A 26,032-nucleotide genomic window follows, 5' to 3' on the forward strand; every position below is an offset into this window, starting at 1 on the left:
GCATCCGCATACTGGATGTATGCGGATGTTCCGACAACGCGGCGAGGTGCCGTAGCTGTCGTCGCGCGCCCGCCGGGGATTACGGGACAGCCCTTAGGGCCGCCCTGGAGAGCCCGCCGGGGAGAGGACGCGGGCGGGGACCGGTGTCACCATCGGTCTCCGCTGCGGGACCAGCGCATCCCGGAGGTTCCGTCGGCGGCCGCACGGACGGCCAGGACCTGGTTCACGCCCATCGTGTTCCGTTCGAAGCCGACCGCCGACGCCGCCATGTACAGCCGCCAGATCCGGGCCCGAGCCGGTCCGACGAGCCGTACCGCCTCCTCCCAGTTCTTCTCCAGCCGGGTCACCCAGGCGCGCAGCGTCAGGGCGTAGTGCTCGCGCAGCGCCTGGACGTCGCGGACCTCGAAGCCGGCTTCCTCCAGCTGTCCGACGGTCGCGCCCACCGGCGACAGCTCCCCGTCGGGGAAGACGTACCGGTCGATGAAGCCGTTGAGGCGGTAGTCCTTCTCACCGGGGACCGGGCGGCGGGCGATCTGGTGGTTGAGTAGGCGACCGCCCGGCCGCAGCAGGCCGTGCAGCGCCAGGGCGTACTCGAGGTAGCCGGCCGTGCCCACGTGCTCGGCCATGCCGATCGAGGAGATCGCGTCGTAGGGGCCGTCGGTGATCTCCCGGTAGTCCTGCACCCGGATCTCGATGCGGTGGGACAGCCCCGCCCCGGCGACCCGTTCGCGGGCCGCGTACGCCTGCTCGGTGGAGATGGTCACGCCCACCACGTCCACCCCGTGGTGCTTGGCCGCGTGCAGCGCCATCGAGCCCCAGCCGCAGCCCACGTCCAGCAGCCGCCCGCCCTTCTCGAGGGCGAGTTTGCGGCACACCAGCTCGAGTTTCGCGGCCTGCGCCGCTTCCAGGGTCGCGTCCGGCGCGTCGGGCCCGTCCTCCCAGTAGGCGCACGAGTAGACCAGGGAAGGTCCCAGCATCAGGGCGTAGAAGTCGTTGCCGACGTCGTAGTGGTGGCTGATCGCGGCCCGGTCCCGGCGCAGGGTGTGCGCCGGGCCCCGGCGGGGCGGAACCTCCTCCGCGGGGCGCGGCGGCGGCAGCGGGTTGCCGATCAGGGGCAGCACCTCGCGCAGCGCGGACATCGCCGCCACCGCCCGCCCGGCGCCCCTGGCCGCGCGCCCCGCCCCGGCGTCCCCGCCGTCGTCGGTGCCGCGCCGGACGTCCTTGTCCCACAGCACCCGCGAGAGGCGGTCCAGCACCTCGTACAGGTCGCCCTGGACGTCCAGGTCTCCGGTGACCCAGCCCCGGGCCAGGCCCAGGTCGTCGGGCTGCCAGAGCAGGTGCCGCAGAGCGGTGCGGTCACGCAGGACGAGTTCGGGGCCGTCCGCCGGTCCGGCCACGCTGCCGTCCCACGCGCGGATCCGCAGGGGAAGGGGCGCGCCCAGCAGCTGCTGGGCGGACCGGGCCAGGACGACTGCTGCTTCGGGCATGGGGTTCCTTTCGCCCGTCTCCGGGCGGCCGGCCCGGGGTATGTCAATTCGTCGTGTCGATGGGGAGGTCGACCGGGGATGTCGCCCGCCGACGGAGGGAAACAGGCGCGCTGCGCGCTCGGCCGCCCGAGGCGGGGCGTCGTAGCAGGGCGCGTTCCACAAGGTCGGGAGCACGATGCTGCCATGCGGGATCAGCCACTCCGGTCCGCTCGGGCCCTCACCCGTTAAGGACAGGGAAAGCTGACGCGATCCGCATGTACATCCGGTCGGGGCCGAAGGGGCATGTCAGAGCGTGCCCGTGCGCACCGCGTTGACGACCTCGGTGCGCGACCGCAGCCCGGTGCGGGCGAACAGCCGGGACAGGCGCTGGGCGACAGCGTCCTCGCTGAGCCGCAGTACGCGGGCGATCTGACGGTTGGTGAGTCCTTCGGCGATCAGGGTGGCCAACAGCTGCTCGTTCTCCGCGGTGGCCTGCTTGCGGCCGGGGCCGGTGAGCCCGGCCTCGCGCAGGGCGGTCCTGGTGTGGAAGCGCCACAGGCCGGCGCCGGCCGCGCCGAAGATCTCGTACGCCTCGTGCAGCAGCGTCGCGGGGGCCGCGCCCGCCTCGGCGGCCGCCACGAGGGTGGTCGCCGTCTCGAAGGGCAGGCCGCGGGAGCGGGCCAGGCCGACCGCCTCGCGCAGGTGCCCGCGCGCGGTGTCGGGGTCGTCCCGTCGCAGGACGAGCGCCGAGGCCACCAGGTGCCGCAGCCGTGCCCGGCCGGCGCCGGTCCGGTCGGCGATCCGCCCCAGGCGCTCGAGACAGACCACCGCCCCGGCGGTGTGCCCCGCCTCGGCCCGCACCTCGGCGAGCAGGGCCCACAGTTCCTCGGTGTTGTGGACCTGTCCGCGCACCGCGGCCCCGTCCAGTCCGCGGTGCAGGGCCCGCTCGGCACCGTCCAGGTCACCCAGGGTGCGCAGCACCTCCGCCTCGGCGAGGTGCATCGAGTACTGCGGCGGGCCGCCCTCCGGGCCGCGCATGCTCTCCAGTGTCCGGAGGGCGGTCGTGACCCGGCCCCGGGCGAGCAGGATGGCCGCGGTGCGGGCGGGCAGCAACTGGCTGTCCGACGCGGGCACCTGGACCTGGCTGTTCGCCAGCAGCCGGCGGGCCGACTCCATCGCCTCGTCCCACCGGCCCGTGAGGTGGCACCAGAGGAAGCGGCTGAGCGGGGGCAGGACGTCGACGGTCAGCCCGCGCGAGTCCAGCAGTGCGGTTGCCGCGTTGAGGTCCCAGGCGTTGGCCAGTTCGTCGAACATCGCCATGGCGAGCCCGTAGTCGATGTCGGGGAGCAGCTCCGGCGCCTTCTGCTGGACCATCGCTCGGCGGAAACGTTCCGGCCGGCCCAACGCCAGTTCCGCCGCGGCGCTGAAGACCTCGGGCTTGGCGCGGGAGTGCGGGTCGGTGTTCCACACCGCTTCCGCCGCCGAGAACACCTCCAGCGCCTCCTCCCATCTCCCCAGCCGGCACAGGGCCAGGCCCTGTCCGGTCACCCTGGCGAGGGCGGGCAGCGGCAGCTCGTCCCACCAGGGTGCCGTCGCCTGCCGGGACAACGTCGGCCAGTTCATCTCGTTGGCCGTGGCCGCCACCAGAAGGCAGGCGGTCTGCTGCAGCGCCAGCGGGGTCAGCGCCTCCCCCGGGTTGCGCAGCAACGCCTCCGCGATGGTCCGCCCGGTCGGGTAGTCGCCTGCCACGTAGGCGGCGCCGGCGTACCGCTGGAGGGCGAGATCGCGGGCGGCGGGCCGCTCGATCAGCTGGGCGGCGGCCCGGAACCAGCGGAGCATCCCCAGGCCCTCGAGGTCGGGGTAGATCCGTGCGGCGGCGGCCGTCAGCTCGGCCACCGCGCGGTCCCGGTCGACGAGTATGCCCGCGTCCGCGATGCGGTCCGGCAGATAGCTCCGCGCGTCCGCCTCGTCGAGCAGGGCGTCCGCCGCGTCCGGGGCCGCCCACAGTGCCTGCACGGCGGCGGCGGACAGCCGGCTGCGTTCCATCGGCCGCAGCCGTTCGAGGACGGTGTGCGCCGTCAGCGGCAGGCGGAACGTCCAGCCCCGCACCGCGGTGTTCCCGGGGCCGGGCAGTTCGTCGACGATCCCCTCCTCGACCAGGCCGCGCAGGCCGTCGTCGACGGCCTCGGCGGACAGTCCGGTCTCCGCCGCGATCATCTCCCGGACCGGCCGGCCGAGCGGCCACAGGACGGTGAGCGCGGCGGCCACCGCGCGGGACGGCCCGCCGAGCGCGTCCAGCGCCGTGACGAACCGGTCGTCGTCCGGCAGCACCGGGACCGGCGTCCGCGCGAGGAGAAAGGCGTGCCCGTCGGCGACCCGGATCTCGCCCCGGCACGTCCAGCCGGTGAGCAGGGCGTCGACCGCCCCGGGGAGCCCGCGGGTGAGCTCGCACACGCGCCGGACCAGGGCGGCGTCGGGAGTCGCGCGCAGCCGCCGGGCCACGAGTGCGGCGGTGTCGTCCGGTCCGAGGCGGGACAGTACGACCGTACGGGCCCCCGGGACGCCCGCCAGCCGTTCCACGGCCTCGGCCGCTCCGGCCGTTCCGCCCGCTCGGCCCGTCGCGTCCGCTCCGCCCGCGCTCGGCTCGCCGTGCCGCACGGCCGAGACCACGAGCCGGACCTCGGGCGCGAGCCGCGGGACCTCGATCCGGCCCAGCACGGCCAGCGACTCGGCATCGGCGTGCTGGGCGTCGTCGACGAGCACGGTCACGGGTCGGCCCGTCGCCTCCGGGGCACCCTGCTCGGACTGTTCGGACTCCTCGGACTCCTCGGACTGTTCGAGCGCGGCGCCGAGCAGCTCGTCCATCGCCGCCCGGTCGCCTCGGTCGACGGCGGACAGCGCCCGGGTGACCAGCTGTCCCGCCGGCTGCCGGGCGACGCCGGATCGGTGCTCCTGAAGTGCCATGACCAGCCGCAGCGCCAGCAGCAGCGGCCGTTCGCCGTCGCCCGGGGCACACACCACCGAGGACACGACGGTCCCCTGGGCGCGCAGCCGATCGGCGACGGCCCTGACGAACGCACCGCGTCCCACGCCCCGTTCGCCACGTACCAGGACCAGCCGCGGGCCGTGCGGGTCGCTCAGCAGACCGTGGATCTCGGCCGACTCGCGCTCGCGGCCGAAGAGGCGGCCGTTCGTCCGGTCCACGCTCGCGGCCGTTCCGCTGCGGACCAGTCCGTCGCCGTCCGGCCGCGTGGCCACCATCCGAGATCCCTTCGTATGCAGACATTATGATCACTCCGCCACGAAGCGAACGGCCCGGGCGCTGTGACACATCTCCCTGCGAGAGAGTCATCGGGGGGCATGGGGTCATGGGAGGAGGCGCGCCGGACGGCGGTCCAGGAGGGCGCCAGGATGCTGCGGCTCGGCTTGGGAGGGCGCCGCGGACCCCGCCGACGTGAGCTCGACGGCGAGACGACTCTGCTGTCCGTCCGGGGCGAGGCGCTGACGGAGGCGGCCCGCCAGGCCCCCTACGCGCTGCTCGTGGACGGCGTCGAAGGCAGGCCGCGCCGCGTCGCCGAGGCCTGGGGCTGCCGCTGCGGCTTTTCCGCCCGCGGGGCGTGGCCGACGTCACCACGGTCGTCATCGCGGTCCTCACCGGGCGGTTGGGTCGGCCGGCGGACGCCGTGGCGCGGGCGCCGGGCACGCCGACGGGAACCCCGGGCCGTGCTGTCGGTGCGGGACTCGCTGAACGCGCGCGACCTGACAAAGCAAGGGCGTGGTCGAAAGTACCGTCGTCCGCCCCGAGAGCCGGACGGTCCTTCGACACACGCCCTGAACGGCCGGCTGGGCCTGCCGGTGCCGGAAGAAGGACTGCGCCTGGGCACGGCCGCGGCCGGACCGATCCGGTTCGCCCGGCCCGACACGCCCGCGGGCCCGGACGGCCGGCTGTCGTTCGCCGGGCCGGCCCTCGCGGCGGGGCTACGGGCCCTGCTCACCTGGCGCGATGTGCGAGGGGACGTACGCGCGGCTCGTCCTCCTGGCGGTGGGCCGACCGGCCGCCGTCGGTCCGCGCGTGCGCCCCGGCTCCGAGGCGACCGGCGCAGAGACGTGGTCCGTCCCGGGCTGCCGCTTCAGGGCCCTTCGGTGAGGTCAGGCACCGGTCGCCGGGCGCGCCGACGACAGTCGGCGCTTGCGGACCGCGCGGACGGCCGCGCCCAGGACGACGGCGTTCACCAGCGCGGCGAGCGCGACGCCCAGGTAGAAGGGGGCGTCGGTGTCGGTGGGGAGCCAGCCGAACGCGGGGACGAACAGTACGTTCAGCGGGGCGGTCAGCACCAAGGACGCGACGTAGGACATCGAGGTGTTGGAATGGTTCGTGAACACGTCCTCGCAGAGGGCGATCCCGACCGCGAGGGCCACGGCCGCCAAGTAGGCCCGGGACACCCAGTTGTTCACGGCCAGGGCGAGCACGGTACGGCTGCGGCGAGAGGAACTCACGTTGTTCTCCGATTCATTGGCAGGGGCACGACGCCTGGGGCGCAACACGCCCTAGGACGAGAGGGAAGCGGCCAGGCGTTGCAGCGCTCGGCGGACATTGCCCTTAGGGGCAGACCCATGGCCAACACTTAGGCCTCCGGTGACCGTTACGGAATTCGTTCCGTCATACCCGTAACCCCAGATTCGCCCCGTACGGACCAGGGGTTTCCGCGTCCTATCGGCATCCGAACACCTGTCCTTTAGTGCCATCTTGTCCGGGTTTGCCGACGGGCGTGTAACAGCGGTTAAAGGGCGGACCGAGTGCGGAATCCCCGAGTCATGAACCACAACACCCCGCTCCCCCCGGCCTCCCCCCGCCCCCTGCGTCACCTGCCCCAGGGCGTCCACCGCCGCGTCCTGACGGCGGCCCAGCTCCGCTCGCACGGCGTCTCCCCGGCCGAGACCGACGAGCACTGCCGGGCCGGCGGCCCGTGGCAGCAACTCCTGCCGGGCGTGTACCTGCTCCACCCGGGACCACCGACCAGCGAGGAGCGGCTGCACGCGGTCCTGCTGTACGCGGCCCGCGAGGCACCGGCCGGGACCGGGGTGCCCCAACAACCGGACGCCGAGGGCCCGCACCACCCGGTGTACGCGGCCGCGATGATCACAGGCCTGGCCGCCCTGACCTTGCACGGCTTCACCTCCGCTCCCCCGCTGCTGTCCCTGGAGCGGATCGGAGTCCTGGTGCCGCGGCTGCGCCGGCTGCGCTCGACGGGCTGCGCCCAGATCATCCGCACGGCCTGCCTGCCCACCCCCGAGCAGGCCACGGGCCTCCCGGTGGCCCCCGTCCCCCGGGCCCTGGCGGACGCGGTGGCCGGGCTCACGGACGCGGGCGCGGTGCGTCGGCTGCTGTCGGAGGCGGTGCGCGGGGGTCACTGCGAACCGGCCGCCGTCGTACGGGAGTTGAACGAGGCGAAACTGCTGAGCCGGCCGCACGTGGTGGACGCGGTGGACTCGCTGCTGGCCGAGGGCCGCGCGATCGCCGAGGACCGGCTCTACCGGATGGTGAGCGAGTACGGCCTGCCCGACCCGGTGTGGAACGTGGACCTCCGCCTGCCCGGCGGCCCGCACCTGGGCGGCCTGGACGCGTACTGGCCGGAGCAGGCGGTGGCGGTCGAACTGGACACCCGCGCGCCCCGTCAGCGCCACCGGCAGGACGACGACGCCGTGTGGTCGGAGTACGCCCGCAAGCGCGAGCACCTGGAGCGGCTGGGCATCACGGTCGTCCACATCACCCCGAAGAAGCTGCGGGACGCGACGGAACAGCAGGCGACGGTGATCCGCACGGCCCTGATGGCCGCCGGGGACCGGGACCCGGCCGCGTACGTCGTCGTGGTGCCCCGGTAGTGAAGGACCGGACGGACCGGGGGCGGGATCAGGAGGGGAGAGGAGGGGCCACCGGGGTCATGCGGCCGGTGGCCCCTCCTCCTGTGGCGCGCTCAGCCGTCCTCGGGCGAGGCGACCGTCACGGCGTCGCCCGCGTAGACATGGTCGATCAGGGCCGCGTACGAGGCGATCATCCGGGTGCGGCTGAAGCGTTCGCGGCTCGCGGCCAGCGCGGGGGCGTACGCGTCCCGGTTCGCCACCGCCTCCGACCAGGCGTCCGCGATCTCCTCCGGGTCCGGCGCGGTCACGATGCCGTGTCCGGCCACGATGGCCGCGGTGTCCCCGACATCCGTGGCGACCGGGACCGCGCCGCACATCATGCCCTCGATGAGACACAGCGGGGCCGCCTCGCCCCAGGAGGAGGTCAGCGCCACGACGTCGGCACCCGCGTACACGGTCTCCATGTCGCGCCGCACGCCGAGCAGATGCAGGCGCCCCCGGTCACGCGTGCCGAAGGCGTCGGCGAGGTCGGCCATGAGGCCCGGGTTGTCCGCCGTCATCCCCGCCCCGCACATCAGGACGTGCCCGTCGGGCACCGCGTCCAGCCACTTCCGGGCGGCCGCCACGAACAGGGGCACGTTCTTCATGCCGTCGTAGCGGGCCGCGAAGACGACCACCGGGGCGCCGGCCGGGACACCGAGGGAGGTGCGGACCGCCAGGCGCCGCGCCGGGTCGGGGCGGAAGCGGATCAGGTCGACGCCGTTGGGGATCACATGCAGCAGCGCCGCGGGAACCCCCGCCGCCTCGTACGCCGCCCGGGTCGACTCGGCGCAGCACACGGCCGCCGCGACCGTGCCGTCGGCGATCGCGCCCTTGAGGTCGTCCAGGGCGCGGCCCTGGTTCTCCGGGTCGGAGCGGTGCAGGCACACCACCACCGGGCGGCGCGGCAGGCCCGCCTGCCGGAGCAGCGCGAGGGGCTGCTCCTTCAGGGAGAGGATGACGTCGGCGTCGGCCGTCGCCCGAGCGGTGTCGGCGAGTTCCGGCCCGCTGAAGGCGGCCGGATCCGTGCCGCCGATCCCGAACGTACGGCCGAGTGAGGTGACGCCCACGTCGGCGCCCGTCAGCGCCTGGTAACAGGCGTCGTCCTCCATCCGCTGGCGGGTGGCCTCGCGGTGCACCTCGCCGTGGATGCTCAGCACCCGGTGGTGCTGGCCGCCTTCCCGCAGTCCCAGCACCACGTCACTGTGCACGATCCGGGCCCCTCCGGAGAAGAAACCCTCGTAGACCGACAGCACCCGCAGTCCGCGTCCCGTACGCACACGATCACCCGCCTTGCACCGATATCCAGCCATCCCCGTCCAGCGCGGGCTAGCCGATATGAGGCGGTACAGACGTTTCACATGCGTGAACGTGGCGTCACATGTCCGCGCATCCTGGATGACGTACGGGCCACCGCCTGTTTCAGCCCTTTTGCAGCACCAGCTCGGTGTTGCGGTCGTCCGGGTCGCCGCTCAGCTTGTCCCCGTCGGAGCGGGTGTTCGCCGAAAGCTCCCGGTAGAGGGCCGCGAGACCGGTCTGGGAGAGATCGGTGAAGTCGGTGCGGTGCGGGGCGGCCGACTCGACGAGCGTGGTGTGGAGCGACAGGGTGCCGTCCTTGTTGTCGACCAGCTCGATCACCCGCGCGAGCTGCGGAAAGTCCACGTGGGAGGCGGTGGAGACCTCCCAGAAGGAGCCGCCCGCCGAGCCGTGGTGCGCCTTGATGTGATTGCGGTGGATGTGGCCGTTCACCCACGCGGCGACGTTGCGGTGCTTCAGCAGCAGGTCCGTCAGCTCGGCGCCGGTGTGCCGCCGCTCCCGCGGGTGGGCGGGGTCGGTGTGGGTGTTCTTCATGCTGTCGCTGGTGTGGTGGCTGAAGACGATCGCGTACGAGTCCTTGTGGGCGCGCAGCGTCGCGTCCAGCCACTTCAGCTGGGCGGTGCCGATCGAGCCGTTGTAGTGGCCGCCGGGGTCGGTGGTGTCGAGGCTGATGCCGATCACGTCGTCGGCCACGGGGAAGGTGTAGTACTGGGTGCCCGCGGCCAGGTTGCCGGCCGTGTAGCCGTGACCGACCGGGCCCAGTCCCTTGTACGCCGGGTCCAGGTGGGCCTTGAGGTACTCGGCGGGGGTGAAGGGGGCGCGCCGCTCGTCCGGGGTGACCGGGCGCATGGCCCGGGTCCTGGACTTCAGCAGGTCGCGGAGGACCGTCCCCCGGGGGTCCTTGTCCTTGGCGATGCTCTGCTGGAGCCTCGTCGCCTCGGTGGCGCTGAGCTCCATGAGCTTGCGGCCGCCGACCGCGTACTCGGTGAGGTAGGACTCGCCGTGCGCGTAGCAGCCCAGCGGCAGCGCGTCGTGGTTGCCGACCGTGGAGTACCAGGGCAGGGCCAGGCCGGGGCTCCGCACCTCCCGGATCGCGGCTGCGAGGAAGCCGTCCAGGTGCGGGAAGCCGCGCTGCTTGTAGCCGTCGCGGGAGGCCGAGTCGGGCTGCCAGTACAGCGGGATGCCGCTGCTGAGGACGCCCTCGTAGCGGCGCGGGTCACCGGAGTTGGGGGTGATGCGGCCGCCGCTCATCACCTTCAGGTACCACTCCAGTTCGGTGTGGGAGTTGTTGTCGGTGTTGTCGCCGGTGGTGATCACGAAGTCCAGCGGGGAGCCGGTCACGGGGGCGGCCCGCAGCGAGTTGACCCGCTCGATCAGCGACACCGCGCCCTGCACGGTCAGCGCCTCGTGCGGCCGCCAGGCGGCCGGGTCCGCGGAGCGCAGGTACTCCAGACGCAGCGGGTGCTGGCTGTCGATCAGGTGCAGATCGGTGAGCTGGACGAACACGGCGAGGGTCGTACGGCGCCCGGCACGCCCGGACCTGGGGGCGGCGAGGTCGCCGCGGACGACGCGCTGCCAGCCGGCGGCACTGCCGAGGCGGCGGTAGCCGGAACCGGAGCGCGGGGCGGCGACGGAGGCGAGGGTGGTGCCCTTGGTGTAGGGGGCCAGGGGCGCGACGGAGGGCGCGGCCGCGGCGGCGGACGGCTCGGCTGCGGCGGCGGCCTCCCGGGCCGGGGCCGGGGGCTGCACGGCCGCGGCCGCGCTTTCGGTGGGCCGCAGGGCGTAACCGACGCCCGCGGAGACGGAGACGGCCGCGGTGGCGGCGAGGACGGTACGACGGTCGACCCCCAGCGCGGAGGACGTGACAGAGCGTGAGCGCGACATGGCGCGATCTCCCCGAGTGCGAACGCGTCGACAGTGGACGCGGGCCGGTCGCAACCGCGAACGCCCCGCTCGTATCGGATGCTCGACACCCGGAATGGCCTGCACGTGAACGCCCGCGCAACGTGGAGCGCCGATCACTGTACGTGGATCTAGGGGCCCCTGGCCGGACCGCGACTGCTCCTCGGACGTCCCGGAGCCCGTCACTCCGTGTTCATCTCTGCGGGTAGGGGCTACCCCTCCCGGGCTGCCTCCGGCGGTACGAACGCCCGGCCGTCCACCGGCCGTTCCCGCCACAGCTTCAGCGCGATGTCGACCAGCCGCACCCGGGTCAGCGCGGGCACCGCGGCCAGGTCGTGCCAGTCGGCGAGGTCGGTGGAGCCGTTCACCTCGTTGCGGAGTTCGCCGCCGACGACCCGGCCCTCGTAGACGATGCGCAGCCCCTGGTGGTCGACCGGGCCGCGCAGACCCTCCCCGGGGAGCACATGGCGGGAGGAGTCGAGACCGAGCAGTCCGGTGACCTCGATGCGGTAGCCGGTCTCCTCGTCGAGTTCGCGCACGACGGTGTCGAGGGGATCCTCGCCGTGGTCCATGCCGCCGCCGGGCAGCACCCACTCGTGGCCGGTGCCGCCGGGCACGGGGGATCGGGCGAGCAGGATCCGGTCGTCCCGGACGACAACGGCGTAGGCCGCCACCCTCAACTTCTGGCGCACACGCCGACGTTACCGGCCGGACCGGCCGGGGGCGAAGGCATTTCACGGCGCCGGGAACGGGGAAAGGGGCGGGCTCCCCCGAAGGGCCCACCCTTTCGTCCTGCGCGATGCCGGGCGATGCCGCCCCCCGCGGCGGCACCGTCCGGCATCGGATCGCCCGGCGAGCGGCCCCTTGCCGGGAGTTGTCCGGTTATTGCCCGGGCGTTGTCGACAGTAGGCCCGCCACCGGCCCCGTGGCGTCCCGCCGGCTGGCACCCCGTGGCCATGGCCGGGAAATGCCAGCCGAACTCCCCCTGCAACCCGAACACTTGAATATGCGAACACGCAAACGGAGGATCGACTACCGTCGGCTCAACGAACTCACCAGTAATCACGGGCCACACCCGTCACCGGCATCGCAGGGGGAACCATGCTGGAGACCGTCGGCATCGACCGGCCGGCACATGACGTCTACCGGTCCCTGCTGCTGCACCCCTCGTGGACCCTCGAGGACATCGCCCGCGAGACCGGCCTCCCCACCGCCGGCGTCCGCTCGGCGCTCGACGTCCTCACCCAGCTGTCCCTGCTGCACGAGGCCGCCGACCACCAGTTCGTCCCGGCCAGCCCCGAGGTCGTCCTCTCCCCGTTGCTGCTGCGCAGGGAGGCCGAGCTCGACGAGCAGCGGGCCCGTCTGACACAGGAACGCGCCGCGCTGGCCGCGCTCGCCTCGGACTACGCCGCCCTCGCCGCCACCCGCGCCGACAGCGGTGTCGAACGGCTGGAGGGCGTCGACGCGGTACGGGTACGGCTCATGGAACTCGCCCACCAGGCCGCCGTCGAGGTACGCACCTTCGTGCCCGGCGGGGCGCTCAGCGCCGCCGCCCTGGAGGCGGGCCGGCCGCTGGACGCGCAGAACCTCGCACGCGGCGTGCGGATGCGCACCGTCTACCTGGACAGCGTGCGCAACGACCCGGCGACCGTCGAGTACGCGACCTGGCTCGCCTCCCTCGGCGGCGAGACCCGCACCGTCCCCGCCCTGCCGATGCGGATGATCCTCTCCGACCACTCGGCGGCCGTGATCCCCATCGACGCCGACGACAGCCGGCAGGGCGCCCTGCTGATCCGGTACCCGGGGATGGTCCGGGCGCTGGAGGAGCTGTTCGACACGGTCTGGGAGAGCGCGGTCCCGCTCGGCGCCGCACCGCAGAGCACCCCCGAGGACGCGCCGACCGACCGGGAGACGGCCCTGCTGAAGATGCTCGCCGCCGGACTCACCGACGAGGGCATCGCCCGCAAGATGGGCGTCTCGTTGCGCACGGTCCGGCGCAACACCGCCGACCTGCAAAGACGCCTCGGGGTGCAGAGCCGCTTCCAGGCGGGCGCCGAGGCGGTGCGGCGCGGCTGGCTGTGACCCCGCGCGGCGCTGGCCGCTCGCTGCCATGACCGGGGGCTGACACACGGACGGCACGGCCCCGGGCAGGTCCGCCGCCTAAGGTCGGCGGGTGTACGCAGTCAAGGTCGTTCTCCACTCGCCGACCACCCCCGACGGGCCCGGTCCCCCCGCTCTCCCGCTCAGCGACCAGCGGCTGGACGCCGTCGCGCGGTACACCAGAACGGCCCCGCGACCGGGCATCGCGCATGTCACCCTGGCCCGGTGGGGCCGGCGTCTGGTGGGGATGACGTTCGTCGAGGCCGCGAGTCTCGACGAGGCGCTGGACCGGGCCCGCGACGGCTGGGAGTGGTGGCTGAGCCTGCCGGGCCTGCTGCCGGACTGGGTGCTGGGCGACTGCCGTCCGGACCGCTACCTGAGTGGCATGACGATGCCATGTCCGCCAGAGGCCACCGGAATCCGCTGACACGGGTACGACCACAGCTGATGATCGGTCCAGGCACACGATCGCCGCTTCGGCTTCGAGAATTGCAGAGGCAGAGAATGAGACACATCACCGGTCGAGCCGTCCGGACCGTCCTCGGCACCGTGGCAGCCCTCGCGACGCTGGCGCTGCCGCTGGCCCTCAACCTCCCCACCGAACACTCGCACGACGGATCCCGGCACGTCGTGGCCGAGGTGGTCGGCACCGACACCGGCAGCTGGGTGTGGGACTCGCAGGACTGACCGCGTAACGCGGAATGTGAGGGGCGGGCGCCCGGGTGGACGCCCGCCCCTCACTCATTCGCAGCCGGCGCCGTCCGCCCGGGGCAGGGCATCGGTGAGCGCCGCCCGCCCGGCGGCGATGCCGTCCTCGCCGACCACCCACACATCGGGCCCGGCGGCCCCCCGCGGAACACCGACCAGGATGTGATCGCCCTCCCCCACCGGCGGATCCGCGTCCTCCGCCAGTACGAAGTCGACCGTCCCCGGGCTCTTCTCCGGCTTGTACGAGCGGGTCACCCGCAGGGTCACCCGCTCCTCGCCCCCGCCGGACACCGGGACGACCCCCGTCACATCGCCCTCGACGACCAGCCGAGCACACGCGAGCCAGCCGGGATCGCCGAGGAGGCCGCCTGCCCCCTCGGCGGCGCTGTCGCCGGGCGCCGCCTTGTCGGCGCTGCTGCCCGCCCCCGAGTCGGACACCGCCCCGCCCGACCGGACGACCAGCCACCCGGTCCCGACGACCAGCGCACTCGCGGCGGCGACGCCCACGGCGCGCAGCGCGTACGGCAGGACACGCCGCCGGGACCGCCGCAGCGGCCGTACGACGGCGGAGGCGGGTTCCTCCCCCGGCTCCGTCAGGGCGTCCGCGATCACGCGCAACTGCTCCCGCAGCAGCGCCACGTCGGCGGTCGCGGAGCGGTGGGCGGCCAGGTAGGCGCGGTCGGCGAGGGCCTCCTCGGGAAGGGACTCACCGGTGACGGCGGCCATCAGCGCGTCCATACCGCCGTACTCCCCGGCGTGCTCCTCGCCGTACGTCCCGCCGTACTCCTCGGACCCGTCCCGGTCCTGTCCGGGCATGTCACACCACCTCGTCCTCGTGCAGGCGGGCGCGCAGAGCCCGGACCGCCGTGTGCAGGCGGCTCTTGACGGTGCCCTCCGGGACGCCCAGCTCCCGGGCGATCGAACTCACCGGCAGATCGGCGAAGAACCGCAGGACGACGACCTGCCGCTGGGCGTCGGGCAGGCCGTCCAGCCCCTGGGCGACGGCCAGGGAGAGCACACTCGTGTCCTCCCCGGAGGGATGCGCGTGCTGGCGCAGCCCGGCCAGCCGCTCACCCAGTCGTTCCTGGCGTCGCTTGGCCCGGTGCCAGTCCATGGCGAGGTTGGAGGCGACGACCGCCGCCCACGCGGAGACGTCCCGCGGCGCCTCGTACCCCTTGGCGGCCCGCTCCAGCAGCCGCAGGCGGACCTGCTGTACCCCGTCCAGCAGGTCCGCCTGCGGCACTCCGCCCAGCGCGAGCACCGCCCGCACCCGACGTTCCTGCGCCGCGTCCAGAGGATCGCCGTCGGCGGCCGGTCCGACGGCCGGTTCCCCCTGGACACGGCGGGCGATTCTGCGCAGCACAGACACCCCTCCCCTTCCGCGTCTCCTCTACGACGCCGGAGCGCACCGGAACGTTCGGCACGGTGCCGGACAATTGTTCAGAGGTGTACGTCACACCCGCGGGCGGGGCAGCACAGCTTGCGGCGCGGGACGGCCGTGGAGGGAATATCTCCAGCTCGGCGGGGGTATGGACGGTACTTCCGTAACCGTCGCCCCGTCGCCGGTGTCCCAGTCCTCGGGCATGCCGGGCAAAGAATTGGACAGGCGGGCCGGTGTCGGCCGCATGATGGAAACGCCGCGGCCAGGCAATACGCACGTAACGAGACAGAGGGAGTCGCCGTGAGGGTCGGAATCGTCGGAGCCACCGGTCAGGTCGGCACGGTCATGCGCAGGATCCTCAAGGAGCGCGACTTCCCGGTCACCGAGCTGCGCCTGTTCGCCTCGGCCCGCTCGGCGGGGACGACCCTGGACGGCGTGACGGTGGAGGACGCGGCGACGGCCGACTACACCGGCCTGGACATCGTCCTGTTCTCGGCGGGCGGCGCGACGTCGAAGGCGCTGGCCGAGAAGGTCGCCGGACAGGGCGCCGTGGTGATCGACAACTCCTCGGCCTGGCGCAAGGACCCGGAAGTCCCGCTGGTGGTCTCCGAGGTGAACCCGCACGCGATCGCGAACCGCCCCAAGGGCATCATCGCGAACCCGAACTGCACGACGATGGCCGCGATGCCGGTCCTGAAGCCGCTGCACGCGGAAGCCGGCCTCGAGGCGCTCGTGGTCGCCACCTACCAGGCGGTGTCCGGCTCGGGTCTGGCCGGCGTGGCGGAGCTGCACGGCCAGGTGCAGAAGGTCGCGGCCGAGGCGGACCGGCTCACGCACGACGGCGAGGCGCTCAACTACCCCGAGCCGCAGATCTACAAGCGCCCGATCGCCTTCAACGTGGTCCCGCTGGCGGGCTCGGTCGTGGACGACGGCCTGAACGAGACGGACGAGGAGCAGAAGCTCCGCAACGAGTCCCGCAAGATCCTCGAGATCCCCGGCCTCAAGGTCTCCGGCACCTGCGTCCGCGTCCCGGTCTTCTCCGGCCACTCCCTCCAGGTCAACGCCCGCTTCGCGCGCCCCCTGTCGGCGGAGCGCGCGACGGAGCTGCTGTCGTCCGCCGAGGGCGTGGTCCTCACCGACATCCCGACCCCCCTCCAGGCGGCCGGCAAGGACCCGTCGTACGTCGGCCGCATCCGCCGCGACGAGACGGTGGAGAACGGCCTCGCCCTGTTCGTCTCGAGCGACAACCTGCGCAAGGGCGCGGCACTCAACGCGGTCCAGATCGCGGAACTGGTGGCAGCCGAACTCAAGGCCTGACCACGCACCCCCCACTCTCCCGCGGGGCGAAGCCCCGAAATCGGGCCGCCCGGGTGGGCAAAACGAAGCGCAGCCCCGCCGGGGGCGCAGGGGCGCAGGGGCGCAGCCGTTATCCGGGGCACGAAGCAGGGCCCCGGACAACGGCGCCCCCTCAGCCGACCGAGCCGGGCGGGCAGGTAGGCAAAACGGGGCGCAGCCCCGCCGGGGGCGCAGCCCCGCCGGGGGCGCAGCCCCGCCGGGGGCGCAGGGGGCACAGCCCCCGCCGGGGCACGGGCGGAGCCCCGGGGACAACGGTTCCCCCCACCCGACCGAATCGGGCCGGCAGATGGGCAAAAACGGAGCGCAGCCCCCGCCGGGACACGGGGCGGAGCCCCGGGACGTCGGTGTCCCCCAGCCGACCGAGTCGGGCGGGCGGGTAGGCAAAGACGGGGCGCAGCCCCGCCGGGGGCGCAGGGGGCGCAGGGGGCGCAGCCCCCGCCGGGGCACGGGGCGGAGCCCCGGGACGTCGGTGACCCGTCAGCCGACCGAGTCGGGTGGGTGGGTGGGCAGGGTCGGGACGGAGGCCAGCGCCAGCGCCGCCGCGAGGGCCAGAACAGCCGTTGGCCCCAGCGCGTCCGCGCCCCGGCCCCCCGCAAACGCCCCCAGCGCGATCGCCGTGTTGAACACCCCGGCGACCAGCGCGGACGCGGCCTCACGAGCCCCGGGGGGCACCGCGGCCGACAGCCACGTCTGGGCGGCGACGGACACACCGCCGTAGAAGAAGCCCCAGAGCAGGAGCAGCACCGTCGAGGCGGTCAGTGAGCGTCCCGCCGGTATGAGCAGGGCGACGACCGCCCCCAGTCCCGCCGCGATCCCGCGCAGCGTCCGCCGCGGATCACGCCCCGCGCACACCCCCGCCGCGAAGGTGCCGGCGAGCCCGGCGAGGCCGTACCCGAGGAGCAGGCCGCTCACCTCCCCCGCACCGGCCCCGGGCACCCGTTCCAGCACCGGCCGGACATACGTGTACCCGGCGAAGTGGCCGGTGACGAGCAGCGCCACGGCCAGCAGACACCGTCGTATCCGCGCGTCGGCCGCGAGCCGCCCCAGCTCCCGGAGCCGCACGGCCCGTTCGGCGGGCAGCGCGGGCAGCGCGAGGGTCAGCGCGGCGGCGACCGGCACGGCGAGCGCGGCGGGCGCGGCGAACGCCCACCGCCATCCGGCGAGCGCGCCGAGATACGTCCCGGCGGGGACGCCGAGCACGGCCGCGACGGCGATCCCGCTGAAGACGACGGAGGTGGCCCGCCCGACGGAGTCCGCCGGCACGAGCCGTACGGCGAGTCCGGCCGCGACCGCCCACACCCCGCCGATGCAGACTCCGACCAGGACCCGGGCGAGGAGCAGTGCGGTGATGCCGGACGCGAGTGCGGACACGAGGTCGGCCAGGGCGAGCAGGAGCAGTAACGCGCACAGCACATACCGCCGGTCGGCCCGCCGCACGGCGACGGGCAGCAGTGGCGCGGCGACGGCGGCGACCAGTCCGGGCAGGGTGAGCGCGAGCCCGGCGGTCCCGGCGGAGACCCCGAGCCCGTCCTCGAGTGAGGTGAGCAGGCCGACGGGGAGCATCTCGGTGGTGACGACGGAGAAGGTGGCGGCGCCGAGGGCGAGTACGCCGGCCCAGGGGTGGCCCGTGGGGTGGCCGGAGGTGTCGGAGGAGACCGAGGTGGGGGATGTGGAAGCCATGCCTCCACCATTCAGCTCCACGCGCCCGCTTCGACATCCCCGTCCCGGAGAACGGACGCTCCCGAACGTCGTCGCCCGGCGCGCCCTTCGCATGGAAGGATGGCGCAACCCACACAAAAACGAGGAGATGACCGCGTGCCTGGCACAAACCTGACTCGCGAAGAGGCGCAGCAGCGGGCGAAGCTGCTCACCGTTGACTCGTACGAGATCGATCTCGACCTCTCCGGCGCGCAGGAGGGCGGCACCTACCGGTCCGTGACGACGGTGCGCTTCGACGTGGCGGCGACCGGCGCGGACAACGGCGCGGAGTCCTTCATCGACCTGGTGGCCCCGACCGTCCACGAGGTCACGCTGAACGGCGATCCGCTGGACGCGGCCGAGCTCTTCAAGGACTCCCGGATCGCGCTGCCGGGCCTGCTGGAGGGCCGTAACGTGCTCCGTGTCGTCGCGGACTGCGCGTACACCAACACGGGTGAGGGACTGCACCGCTTCGTCGACCCGGTCGACGAACAGGCCTACCTCTACACGCAGTTCGAGGTGCCGGACGCACGTCGCGTGTTCGCGTCGTTCGAGCAGCCGGACCTGAAGGCCACCTTCCAGTTCACGGTGAAGGCTCCGACCGGTTGGACCGTCGTCTCCAACTCCCCGACGCCCGAGCCCAAGGACGACGTCTGGGTGTTCGAGCCGACGCCGAGGATCTCGACGTACATCACCGCGCTCATCGTGGGCCCGTACACGTCGGTCCACAGCGTGTACGAGAAGGACGGCCAGAGCGTCCCCCTCGGCATCTACTGCCGGCCCTCGCTCGCCGAGTTCCTCGACTCCGACGCGATCTTCGAGGTGACCCGGCAGGGCTTCGACTGGTTCCAGGAGAAGTTCGACTACGCGTACCCGTTCAAGAAGTACGACCAGTTGTTCGTGCCGGAGTTCAACGCGGGCGCGATGGAGAACGCGGGCGCGGTCACCATCCGCGACCAGTACGTGTTCCGGTCGAAGGTGACCGACGCGGCGTACGAGGTCCGCGCGGAGACGATTCTGCACGAGCTGGCCCACATGTGGTTCGGCGACCTGGTCACCATGGAGTGGTGGAACGACCTGTGGCTGAACGAGTCGTTCGCCACCTACACCTCCATCGCCTGCCAGGCCCACCACCCCGACTCGCGGTGGCCGCATTCCTGGACGACGTTCGCCAACTCCATGAAGACGTGGGCCTACCGGCAGGACCAGCTGCCGTCCACCCACCCGATCATGGCGGAGATCCGCGATCTGGACGACGTCCTCGTCAACTTCGACGGCATCACGTACGCCAAGGGCGCGTCCGTCCTCAAGCAGCTCGTCGCGTACGTCGGCATGGACGAGTTCTTCAGGGGCGTCCAGGCGTACTTCAAGGCGCACGCCTTCGGCAACACCCGTCTCTCCGACCTCCTGGGCGCCCTGGAGGAGACCTCCGGCCGTGATCTGAAGGCCTGGTCGAAGGCGTGGCTGGAGACCGCCGGCATCAACGTCCTGCGCCCCGAGATCGAGACCGACGCCGACGGTGTCATCACCTCCTTCGCGATCCGCCAGGAGGCCCCGGCGTTGCCCGCCGGCGCCAAGGGTGAGCCCACTCTCCGCCCGCACCGCATCGCGATCGGCCTCTACGGCCTCCGGGACGACAGCGGCAAGCTGGTGCGCGACGAGCGTCTCGAGCTGGACGTCGACGGCGAGTTGACCGCCGTGCCGGAGCTGGTCGGCAGGCGCCGTCCGGACGTCGTCCTGCTCAACGACGACGACCTGTCGTACGCGAAGGTCCGCCTCGACGAGGAGTCCCTCGCGTTCGTCACCGAGCACCTCGGCGACTTCGAGTCCTCGCTCCCCCGCGCCCTGTGCTGGGCCTCCGCCTGGGACATGACCCGGGACGCCGAACTGCCCACCCACGACTACCTGTCCCTGGTGCTGTCCGGCATCGGCAAGGAGTCCGACATCGGCGTGGTCCAGTCGCTGCAGCGCCAGGTCAAGCTCGCCATCGACCTGTACGGCGCCCCGGCGACCCGCGAGGCGCTCCTCACCCGCTGGACGGACGCCACGCTGGCCCATCTGCGCGCCGCCGCCGCGGGCAGCGACCACCAGCTGGCGTGGGCGCGCGCGTTCGCGGCCACGGCCCGTACACCGGAGCAGATCGACCTCCTGGAGTCGCTGCTCGACGGGGGGCAGACCATCGAGGGTCTCGCCGTCGACACCGAGCTGCGCTGGGCGTTCGTGCAGCGGCTGGTGGCGGTCGGCACCTTCGACGAGGCGGACATCGCCGCCGAGTACGAGCGCGACAAGACCGCCGCGGGTGAGCGGCACGCGGCGACGGCCCGGGCCGCGCGTCCGACGCCGGAGGCCAAGGCGGAGGCGTGGGCGCAGGTCGTCGAGTCCGACAAGCTGCCCAACGCCGTGCAGGAGGCCGTCATCGGCGGCTTCGTCCAGACCGACCAGCGCGAGCTGCTCGCCCCTTACACGGGCCGGTACTTCGAGGTCGTCAAGGACGTCTGGGAGTCCCGCTCGCACGAGATCGCCCAGCAGATCGCGGTCGGTCTCTACCCGACGATCCAGGTGTCCCAGGAGACCCTGGACAGGACGGACGCCTGGCTGGCCTCCGCCGAGCCGAACGCGGCCCTGCGCCGCCTCGTCTCCGAGTCCCGCTCGGGCGTGGAGCGCGCGCTGAGGGCCCAGGCCGCGGACGCGTCGTAGTCCGTACGGTGTCCAGGGCGCCCGGTGTCACACCGGGCGCCCTTTCTCACGCCCCGGTCAGGGTGGGTGCGCGCGCATTTGCGGAACGCGGCCACCAGGCGGCTGCGGTCACCGGCCCGGGTGGCGAGGGCGACCTGGCACGGCTCGACCCCGTGCAGCGGGACGGTGGTGAGGTCGGGGCGCGGGGCGTGCCTGCGCGAGCCGGCCACGATGACCAGCGCCTGCCCCTCGGCGACGACCTCGAACTTGTCCTCCAGGGCCGAGATGAAGGGGCCGTCGGGTGCCGGGCTGCCGTCCGGCCTGGGGTCGACGCCCCAGAACACGTTCAGGGCCGGATCGGCACCGGCCATCCGTGGCATGGGTTCGTCCGCGATGTCGTCGAGGGTGACGGACTCCTTGCCGGCCAGCCGGTGGTCGAAGGGGACGACCAGCACCCTGGGTTCGTCGTAGAGGACCGTCACCTCCAACCCCTCGGTGGGGAGGGGTAGTCGGGACACCAACGCGTCCACCCGGTGGTCGAGCAGCGCCTCGCGCGCCGTGCCCCAGTCCAGGTGCAGGGACCGTACGTCGGCGTCCGGATGCCGGCGCCGCAGCTCGCGGACCGCGGGGGTGACGATGATCCCCCGCGTGAAGCCGACGGTGATCCGGCTGGGCTCGGCGGCCGCCCTGGCCTGGGCCGTGGCCTGCTCGGCGGACCGCAGCAGCGCCTTCGCGCTCGGCAGGAACACCTCTCCGGCCTCGGTGAGCCGGGTGCCCTGCGGGGTGCGGTCCAGCAGACGGGCGCCCACCTGCTGGAAACGGTGCCCTCCGGCACGGCCGGGGCGCCGCGGGCCCCCTCGGAGAACACGGCCGTGGCGCTGGCCGACCGGGGCGTGCGCTCGTCGGCCATCCGCTTCGCGCCGTCCGTGCACGGCCGGGGCGAAGCGGGTTTCGTCCCGCACCTCATCGCCACCGCACGGCGGAAGGGCTTCGCCGCGTGCGTCGGCGACGGCGCCAACCGCTGGCCCGCCGTGCACCGCTCGGACGCGGCCCGGCTGGTCCGGCTGGCCCTGGAGTCGGCCCCGGCGGGGTCACGGCTGCACGCCGTGGGCGAGGAGGGCGTACCGTTCCGCGACATCGCCGCCGTCATCGGCCGCCACCTGGACGTGCCGGTCCGGGCCATCGCGCCCGAGGAGGCGGACGCCCACTTCGGCTGGCTGGGCCGTATCGCCGGTCCGGACATCCCGGCGTCGAACGCCCTGACCCGGAAGTGGCTGGGCTGGGAGCCGACGGGCCCCCGTCTCCTCGCGGACCTCGAAGAGGGCCACTACTTCAGCTGAGCCGCTCCCGGGACCGCACCACGGCTCCGGTGCGGACCGTCGGCGGGGACGGTCGTACGGCCGTCCCCAGCTGCCCCGCCACCGTCGCGGCGAACGCCAGCGCCATGCCCGCCACCTGCACCGGCGTGAGTGTCTGGCCGAGCGCGGCCCAGCCGACCACGGCCGCCGTCAGCGGCGAGAGCGGGCCGAGGAAGGTGACCTGGGTGGCGGTGAGCCGGCCGATGCCGCGGAACCACAGCCAGTAGGCGACCGCCGTGTTCGCCAGGGCGAGGTACAGGTAGCCGCCGACGGCACGGCCGTCCAGGGTGGGCGGGGCGCCCTCGGCCAGCAGGGCGACGGGGGCGATGAGCAGGCCGCCCGCGGTGAGCTGCCAGCCGGTCATGGCGAGGGGGCCGACGCCCTCCGGGCGGCCCCACTTCTTGGTGAGGACCGTACCGGTCGACATCGACGCGGTGGACGCGAGCGCCGCGAGCACACCGAGCGGGTCCAGTGCTCCGGCCGCCCTCAGGACGACCAGGCTCACCCCGAAGGCGGCCACCACCCCGGTGGCCAGGGTCCGCGCCGTCGGCCGCTGCCCCAGCAGCAGCGCCGAGAGCCCCACGGCGAACAGCGGGCCCACCGAGCCGACGACCGCGGCCATCCCGCCGGGGAGCCGGTAGGCGGAGAAGAAGAGGAGGGGGAAGAAGGCGCCGATGTTCAGCGCCCCGAGCAGCGCGGCCTTGCCCCACCAGGCACCGCGCGGCAGTCTCCGGCCGACCGCGAGCAGCAGCAGTCCGGCGGGCAGGGCGCGTACCAGGCCGGTGAACAGGGGGCGGTCGGGCGGGAGGAACTCGGTCGTGACGGCGTAGGTGGTGCCCCAGGAGACCGGGGCGAGGGCGGTGAGCAGGACGGTCGTGGGGCGCGGCATGGCTTCCCTCTTTTCACGGACCCTCATCAACTTGACACTAAGTAGCTTACTCTCAAGCTACTTACGGTCAAGCTACTTTCTTGCGGGCGACCGGACACCGGCGGATAATCGACCCATGACCAGGCCAGAGCCCGCGCCCCACGACCCCGTCGACGCGATCATCGAGCAGTGGGCGGCCGTCCGGCCCGACCTGCACACCGCCGCCATGGAGGTGTTCGGCCGGATCTACCGGATCTCGCGCGCGATGGGCGACAAGGTGGAGAAGGCGTACGCGGCACTCGGCATCGGACGCGGCGAGTTCGACGTCCTGGCCACCCTGCGCCGCTCGGGCGAGCCGTACACCCTCTCGCCCCGCGCGCTGTCGACCACGCTCATGCTCACCACCGGCGGGATGACCGGCCGCCTGGACAAACTGGAACGCGCGGGTCTGCTGCGCCGCTCCCCCGACCCGCACGACCGCCGGGGCCTCCAGGTCACCCTGACCGAGGAGGGGCTGAACCTGGTCGACCGGGCCGTCGGCGCGGGCGTAGCCATCCAGACGCAGAGCCTGAACGCGGCCCTGAACGCCGAACAGGCCGACCAACTGGCCGGCCTGCTAAGGGAGTTGCTGCTCGCGACGGAGAAGTAGGGCGAGCCGCGCCCTCGGAGGGATGCGGTGGGTGATCAGGCCTTGGCCTTGCCCGGCTTGAGCACCCGGTGTTCGGTCTTGGACTTGTCGAGGACGATCACCAGGCCGGTGATGGCCGCGAAGATCACGAGCGGCAACGCGACGTAGAGGCCCAGCGTCTCGGCGACGCTCAGGCCCGTGCCGGGGTCGTCGCCGTCGTCGCGGGTCAGCGCGAGCGCGGGGGACGACATGAGCAGCATCATCAGCGTCGTACCGGCGGCCAGGGCCCCGGCGCGCAGAGCGTTCTTCTTGTCCACAGAGCAAAAGTAGCGAACGGCTTCCGGGGCCGCGCGCCCGGGGTGCCGTACGGGGCGACGCACCGGGCGACGCACGGACTGCCGCGGAGGCGCGCCCTACGCTTCCGGCGCCTCCCGCAGCACGTCGATCAGGGCGTGCAGGCGCGGGGAGGCCGCGAGTTCCTCCAGGGGCACCGGGCGCCCCTCGCCGTCGGCGATCGGCAGCCGCCAGTTCGGGTACTGGTCCCAGGTGCCGGGGAGGTTCTGCGGGCGCCGGTCGCCGACGCCGTCCGGGAGCCAGACGCCGATCATGCGGGCCGGGGTGCGCCGCAGGAAGCGGTGGACGGCCTGGACCTCGGCCTCCTCCGAGGAGCGGTCGCCGCCCCCGGCCGTGCCCGCCAGCAGTCCGAGCCGGGTCAGCAGGTCCAGCCACTCCAGCGTGTCGGCGGCGGCCTCCGCACGCTCCTCCTCCAAGGGGCGGGTCAGCAGACCGAGCCGGTCGCGGAGCTCGACGTGCTCGCCGGAGAGGCGGGCGGCGGTGGACGGCAGGTCGTGGGTGGTGGCGGTGGCCAGGCAGTCGGCGCGCCACCGGTCGGGGGACAGGGGGCGCCCGTCGCCGTCCCAGTCCCGTTCGAACCACAGGACGGACGTCCCGAGCACCCCGCGTTCACGCAGCGCCTCACGCACTCCCGGCTCCACGGTGCCGAGGTCCTCGCCGATCACGATCGCGCCGGCCCGCGAAGCCTCCAGCACCAGGACGGCGAGCATCGCCTCGGCGTCGTAGCGGACGTACGCGCCCTCGGTGGGCGCCTCCCCCTGCGGCACCCACCACAGCCGGAACAGGCCCATGACGTGGTCGATGCGCAGGGCGCCCGCGTACCGGAAGAGGCCCCGCAGCAGTCGTCGGTAGGGGTCGTAGCCGGACTCGGCGAGCCGGTCCGGGCGCCAGGGCGGCAGACCCCAGTCCTGGCCGCGCGCGTTGAACGCGTCCGGCGGGGCGCCGACGGACATACCGGCGGCGAAGTACTCCCGCTGGGCCCAGGCGTCGGCGCCGCCCGGGTGCACCCCGACGGCCAGGTCGTGCACGATCCCGATCCCCGCCCCCGCCTCGCGCGCGGCGCGCTGCGCGGCGGTGAGCTGGGTGTCGGTGAGCCAGGCGAGCCGGGAGTGGAAGTCGACACGGTCCATCAGCTCCCGCCGCGCACGGGCGGTCTCGGGAGACCGGGGATCCCTGAGCCCCTCCGGCCACCGCTGCCACTCCGCCCCGTGCACCTCGGCGAGCGCGCACCAGGTGGCGTGGTCCTCCAGGGCCCTTCCCTGTTCGGCGAGGAAGTCGCAGTAGGCGGCGCGGCGGCCGGGACCGAGGGGTACCCCGGCGAGCAGCTCCAGCGCCTCCCGCTTGAGCTCCCACACGGCGTCCCGGTCGATCAGCTCCCTCTTCTCCAGCACCGCCTCCCGCAGCCGCGCCGCCCGCTCGGGCAGGGAGCCGGGATCGGCGTACGCGTACTCGGGCACGTCCTCGATCCGCAGGTGCACCGGGTCGGGGAAACGACGGGAGGACGGCCGGTAGGGAGAAGGGTCGGTCGGCGCCCCGGGTACGGCCGCGTGCAGCGGGTTGACCTGTACGAACCCGACCCCGAGCGTCCGCCCGGCCCACCCGGCGAGCTCCGCGAGATCCCCGAGGTCACCCATGCCCCAGGAGCGGCGGGAGAGGAGGGAGTAGAGCTGGACGAGGAGTCCGTACGAGCGTCCCGCCGGCGGGGCGGGCAGACGGGACGGGGCCACGACGAGGTGGGCGCGGGCGGTACGGCCGTCGGGAGCGGTGGCGGTCAGCCGGTGGACGCCCTGGGGCAGTCGTTCGACCTCGTCCGTGAATTCCCCGTCCTCCGTCTCCACCCGCACGCGGGTCCCCTCGGGGAGCGCGGCGAGCGCCTCGCACGGGCTGCCGTCCCAGCGGACCACCGTCGGCGGCAGCAGCCGTTCCCGCAGCTCGCGCTCCCGCGCGGCGAGCGCGGCCCGGACGGCTTCCGGCGTGCCGGCGTCGACCCCGAGGGCGGCCAGAACTCCGGTCACCGCGGCGGCGGAGGCGGTGACCGTACGGTCCGGAGAGGGCTGGTAGGCGGTGGCGACACCGTGCAGCGCGGCGAGCCGGGCGAGCTCCTCGTCGAGGGGTGCGGTCATCTAGGGCCTCGTGGAGTCGGAGTCCAGGGCGGCGAGCGGGGGCTCGCTGGTGAGGGGTTCGGCGTCGGGCAGCGGGGGTTCGCTGGTCAGCGGGGGTTCGGCGGAGGCGCCTTCCGAGCTCAGCGGTATTTCCTGGAGCTCGGCGAAGGTCTCCGCCAGGCGTTTGGAGCGGGCGGGAGCGATCACGGTGGCCTCC

General features: G+C 73.6%; 21 protein-coding genes and 1 pseudogene. 8 read left to right on the plus strand and 14 right to left on the minus strand.

The window, feature by feature from the left end:
- Positions 1 to 146 precede the first annotated feature (146 nt).
- The 3 genes from ABT057_RS15485 to ABT057_RS15495 all read right to left on the minus strand — a co-directional run bounded on the left by ABT057_RS15485 (position 147) and on the right by ABT057_RS15495 (position 5,963).
- Positions 147 to 1,487 (minus strand): class I SAM-dependent methyltransferase, encoded by a 1,341-nt coding sequence (locus tag ABT057_RS15485; RefSeq protein WP_352343446.1) that lies wholly within the window; start codon positions 1,485 to 1,487, stop codon positions 147 to 149.
- Positions 1,488 to 1,772: 285 nt separating this feature from the next.
- A complete protein-coding gene (locus ABT057_RS15490; RefSeq protein ID WP_352343447.1) occupies positions 1,773 to 4,727 on the minus strand; it encodes an AAA family ATPase in 2,955 nt (984 codons plus the stop codon).
- Positions 4,728 to 5,615: 888 nt separating this feature from the next.
- Positions 5,616 to 5,963 (minus strand): SCO4225 family membrane protein, encoded by a 348-nt coding sequence (locus ABT057_RS15495; protein ID WP_352343448.1) that lies wholly within the window; start codon positions 5,961 to 5,963, stop codon positions 5,616 to 5,618.
- A gap of 318 nt (positions 5,964 to 6,281) precedes the next feature.
- On the opposite strand from ABT057_RS15495, the gene ABT057_RS15500 reads away from it, so the two are divergent.
- Entirely contained in the window at positions 6,282 to 7,349 is a 1,068-nt protein-coding gene (locus ABT057_RS15500) for a hypothetical protein (protein ID WP_352343450.1), read from the plus strand.
- 92 nt (positions 7,350 to 7,441) lie between these two features.
- On the opposite strand, the gene ABT057_RS15505 is transcribed toward ABT057_RS15500, so the two are convergent.
- The 3 genes from ABT057_RS15505 to ABT057_RS15515 form a co-directional block, all read right to left on the minus strand.
- On the minus strand, positions 7,442 to 8,623 hold the full coding sequence (locus ABT057_RS15505) for a glycosyltransferase (protein WP_352343696.1): 1,182 nt from the start codon (positions 8,621 to 8,623) through the stop codon (positions 7,442 to 7,444).
- A 166-nt stretch (positions 8,624 to 8,789) separates the two neighbouring features.
- Entirely contained in the window at positions 8,790 to 10,568 is a 1,779-nt protein-coding gene (locus ABT057_RS15510) for a TIGR03767 family metallophosphoesterase (RefSeq protein ID WP_352343452.1), read from the minus strand.
- Positions 10,569 to 10,798: 230 nt separating this feature from the next.
- Entirely contained in the window at positions 10,799 to 11,278 is a 480-nt protein-coding gene (locus tag ABT057_RS15515) for an NUDIX hydrolase (protein ID WP_352343453.1), read from the minus strand.
- Positions 11,279 to 11,687: 409 nt separating this feature from the next.
- Between ABT057_RS15515 and ABT057_RS15520 the strand changes: the two genes are divergently transcribed.
- The 3 genes from ABT057_RS15520 (at position 11,688) to ABT057_RS15530 (ending at position 13,373) form a co-directional block, all read left to right on the plus strand.
- The gene (locus ABT057_RS15520; RefSeq protein ID WP_352343454.1) at positions 11,688 to 12,668 is read left to right on the plus strand and encodes a LuxR C-terminal-related transcriptional regulator; all 981 of its coding nucleotides are present in this window, start codon (positions 11,688 to 11,690) and stop codon (positions 12,666 to 12,668) included.
- Positions 12,669 to 12,759: 91 nt separating this feature from the next.
- Positions 12,760 to 13,113, plus strand: a complete 354-nt coding sequence (locus tag ABT057_RS15525) for a hypothetical protein (RefSeq protein WP_352343455.1) — start codon at positions 12,760 to 12,762, stop codon at positions 13,111 to 13,113.
- A gap of 77 nt (positions 13,114 to 13,190) precedes the next feature.
- A complete protein-coding gene (locus ABT057_RS15530; protein ID WP_352343456.1) occupies positions 13,191 to 13,373 on the plus strand; it encodes a hypothetical protein in 183 nt (60 codons plus the stop codon).
- 54 nt (positions 13,374 to 13,427) lie between these two features.
- On the opposite strand, the gene ABT057_RS15535 is transcribed toward ABT057_RS15530, so the two are convergent.
- On the minus strand, positions 13,428 to 14,210 hold the full coding sequence (locus ABT057_RS15535) for a hypothetical protein (protein WP_352343457.1): 783 nt from the start codon (positions 14,208 to 14,210) through the stop codon (positions 13,428 to 13,430).
- A 1-nt stretch (position 14,211) separates the two neighbouring features.
- Positions 14,212 to 14,757: a sigma-70 family RNA polymerase sigma factor gene (locus tag ABT057_RS15540; protein ID WP_502973913.1), complete on the minus strand. Its 546-nt coding sequence runs from the start codon at positions 14,755 to 14,757 to the stop codon at positions 14,212 to 14,214.
- A 318-nt stretch (positions 14,758 to 15,075) separates the two neighbouring features.
- Between ABT057_RS15540 and ABT057_RS15545 the strand changes: the two genes are divergently transcribed.
- Positions 15,076 to 16,092: an aspartate-semialdehyde dehydrogenase gene (locus tag ABT057_RS15545; RefSeq protein ID WP_352343461.1), complete on the plus strand. Its 1,017-nt coding sequence runs from the start codon at positions 15,076 to 15,078 to the stop codon at positions 16,090 to 16,092.
- A 516-nt stretch (positions 16,093 to 16,608) separates the two neighbouring features.
- Here the strand turns inward: ABT057_RS15545 and ABT057_RS15550 are convergent.
- Positions 16,609 to 17,811 carry an MFS transporter gene (locus ABT057_RS15550; protein WP_352343462.1) on the minus strand — a complete coding sequence of 401 codons (1,203 nt, stop codon included), beginning with the start codon at positions 17,809 to 17,811 and terminating at the stop codon, positions 16,609 to 16,611.
- A gap of 135 nt (positions 17,812 to 17,946) precedes the next feature.
- On the opposite strand from ABT057_RS15550, the gene pepN reads away from it, so the two are divergent.
- Positions 17,947 to 20,526: an aminopeptidase N gene (pepN, locus tag ABT057_RS15555; RefSeq protein WP_352343464.1), complete on the plus strand. Its 2,580-nt coding sequence runs from the start codon at positions 17,947 to 17,949 to the stop codon at positions 20,524 to 20,526.
- A 68-nt stretch (positions 20,527 to 20,594) separates the two neighbouring features.
- Here pepN and ABT057_RS15560 read toward each other — a convergent pair.
- Positions 20,595 to 21,437, minus strand: a pseudogene (locus ABT057_RS15560) (LysR family substrate-binding domain-containing protein); the annotation flags it as partial.
- Between ABT057_RS15560 and ABT057_RS15565 the strand changes: the two are divergent.
- Positions 21,327 to 21,845 (plus strand): Rossmann-fold NAD(P)-binding domain-containing protein, encoded by a 519-nt coding sequence (locus ABT057_RS15565; protein WP_502973927.1) that lies wholly within the window; start codon positions 21,327 to 21,329, stop codon positions 21,843 to 21,845. The pseudogene ABT057_RS15560 and the gene ABT057_RS15565 overlap by 111 nt on opposite strands.
- On the opposite strand, the gene ABT057_RS15570 is transcribed toward ABT057_RS15565, so the two are convergent.
- Positions 21,838 to 22,752 (minus strand): EamA family transporter, encoded by a 915-nt coding sequence (locus ABT057_RS15570; RefSeq protein WP_352343466.1) that lies wholly within the window; start codon positions 22,750 to 22,752, stop codon positions 21,838 to 21,840. The genes ABT057_RS15565 and ABT057_RS15570 overlap by 8 nt on opposite strands.
- 115 nt (positions 22,753 to 22,867) lie before the next feature.
- Between ABT057_RS15570 and ABT057_RS15575 the strand changes: the two genes are divergently transcribed.
- The gene (locus ABT057_RS15575) at positions 22,868 to 23,380 is read left to right on the plus strand and encodes a MarR family winged helix-turn-helix transcriptional regulator (protein WP_352343468.1); all 513 of its coding nucleotides are present in this window, start codon (positions 22,868 to 22,870) and stop codon (positions 23,378 to 23,380) included.
- A 35-nt stretch (positions 23,381 to 23,415) separates the two neighbouring features.
- Here the strand turns inward: ABT057_RS15575 and ABT057_RS15580 are convergent, their stop codons facing one another.
- The 3 genes from ABT057_RS15580 to ABT057_RS15590 all read right to left on the minus strand — a co-directional run bounded on the left by ABT057_RS15580 (position 23,416) and on the right by ABT057_RS15590 (position 26,022).
- A complete protein-coding gene (locus ABT057_RS15580; RefSeq protein ID WP_352343469.1) occupies positions 23,416 to 23,676 on the minus strand; it encodes a hypothetical protein in 261 nt (86 codons plus the stop codon).
- Positions 23,677 to 23,772: 96 nt separating this feature from the next.
- Positions 23,773 to 25,836, minus strand: a complete 2,064-nt coding sequence (malQ, locus tag ABT057_RS15585) for a 4-alpha-glucanotransferase (protein ID WP_352343471.1) — start codon at positions 25,834 to 25,836, stop codon at positions 23,773 to 23,775.
- A complete protein-coding gene (locus ABT057_RS15590) occupies positions 25,837 to 26,022 on the minus strand; it encodes a hypothetical protein (protein WP_352343718.1) in 186 nt (61 codons plus the stop codon).
- Positions 26,023 to 26,032: the final 10 nt, after the last annotated feature.

It is taken from the genome of Streptomyces sp. NPDC002588, from assembly GCF_040295925.1.
Taxonomy (GTDB): domain Bacteria; phylum Actinomycetota; class Actinomycetes; order Streptomycetales; family Streptomycetaceae; genus Streptomyces.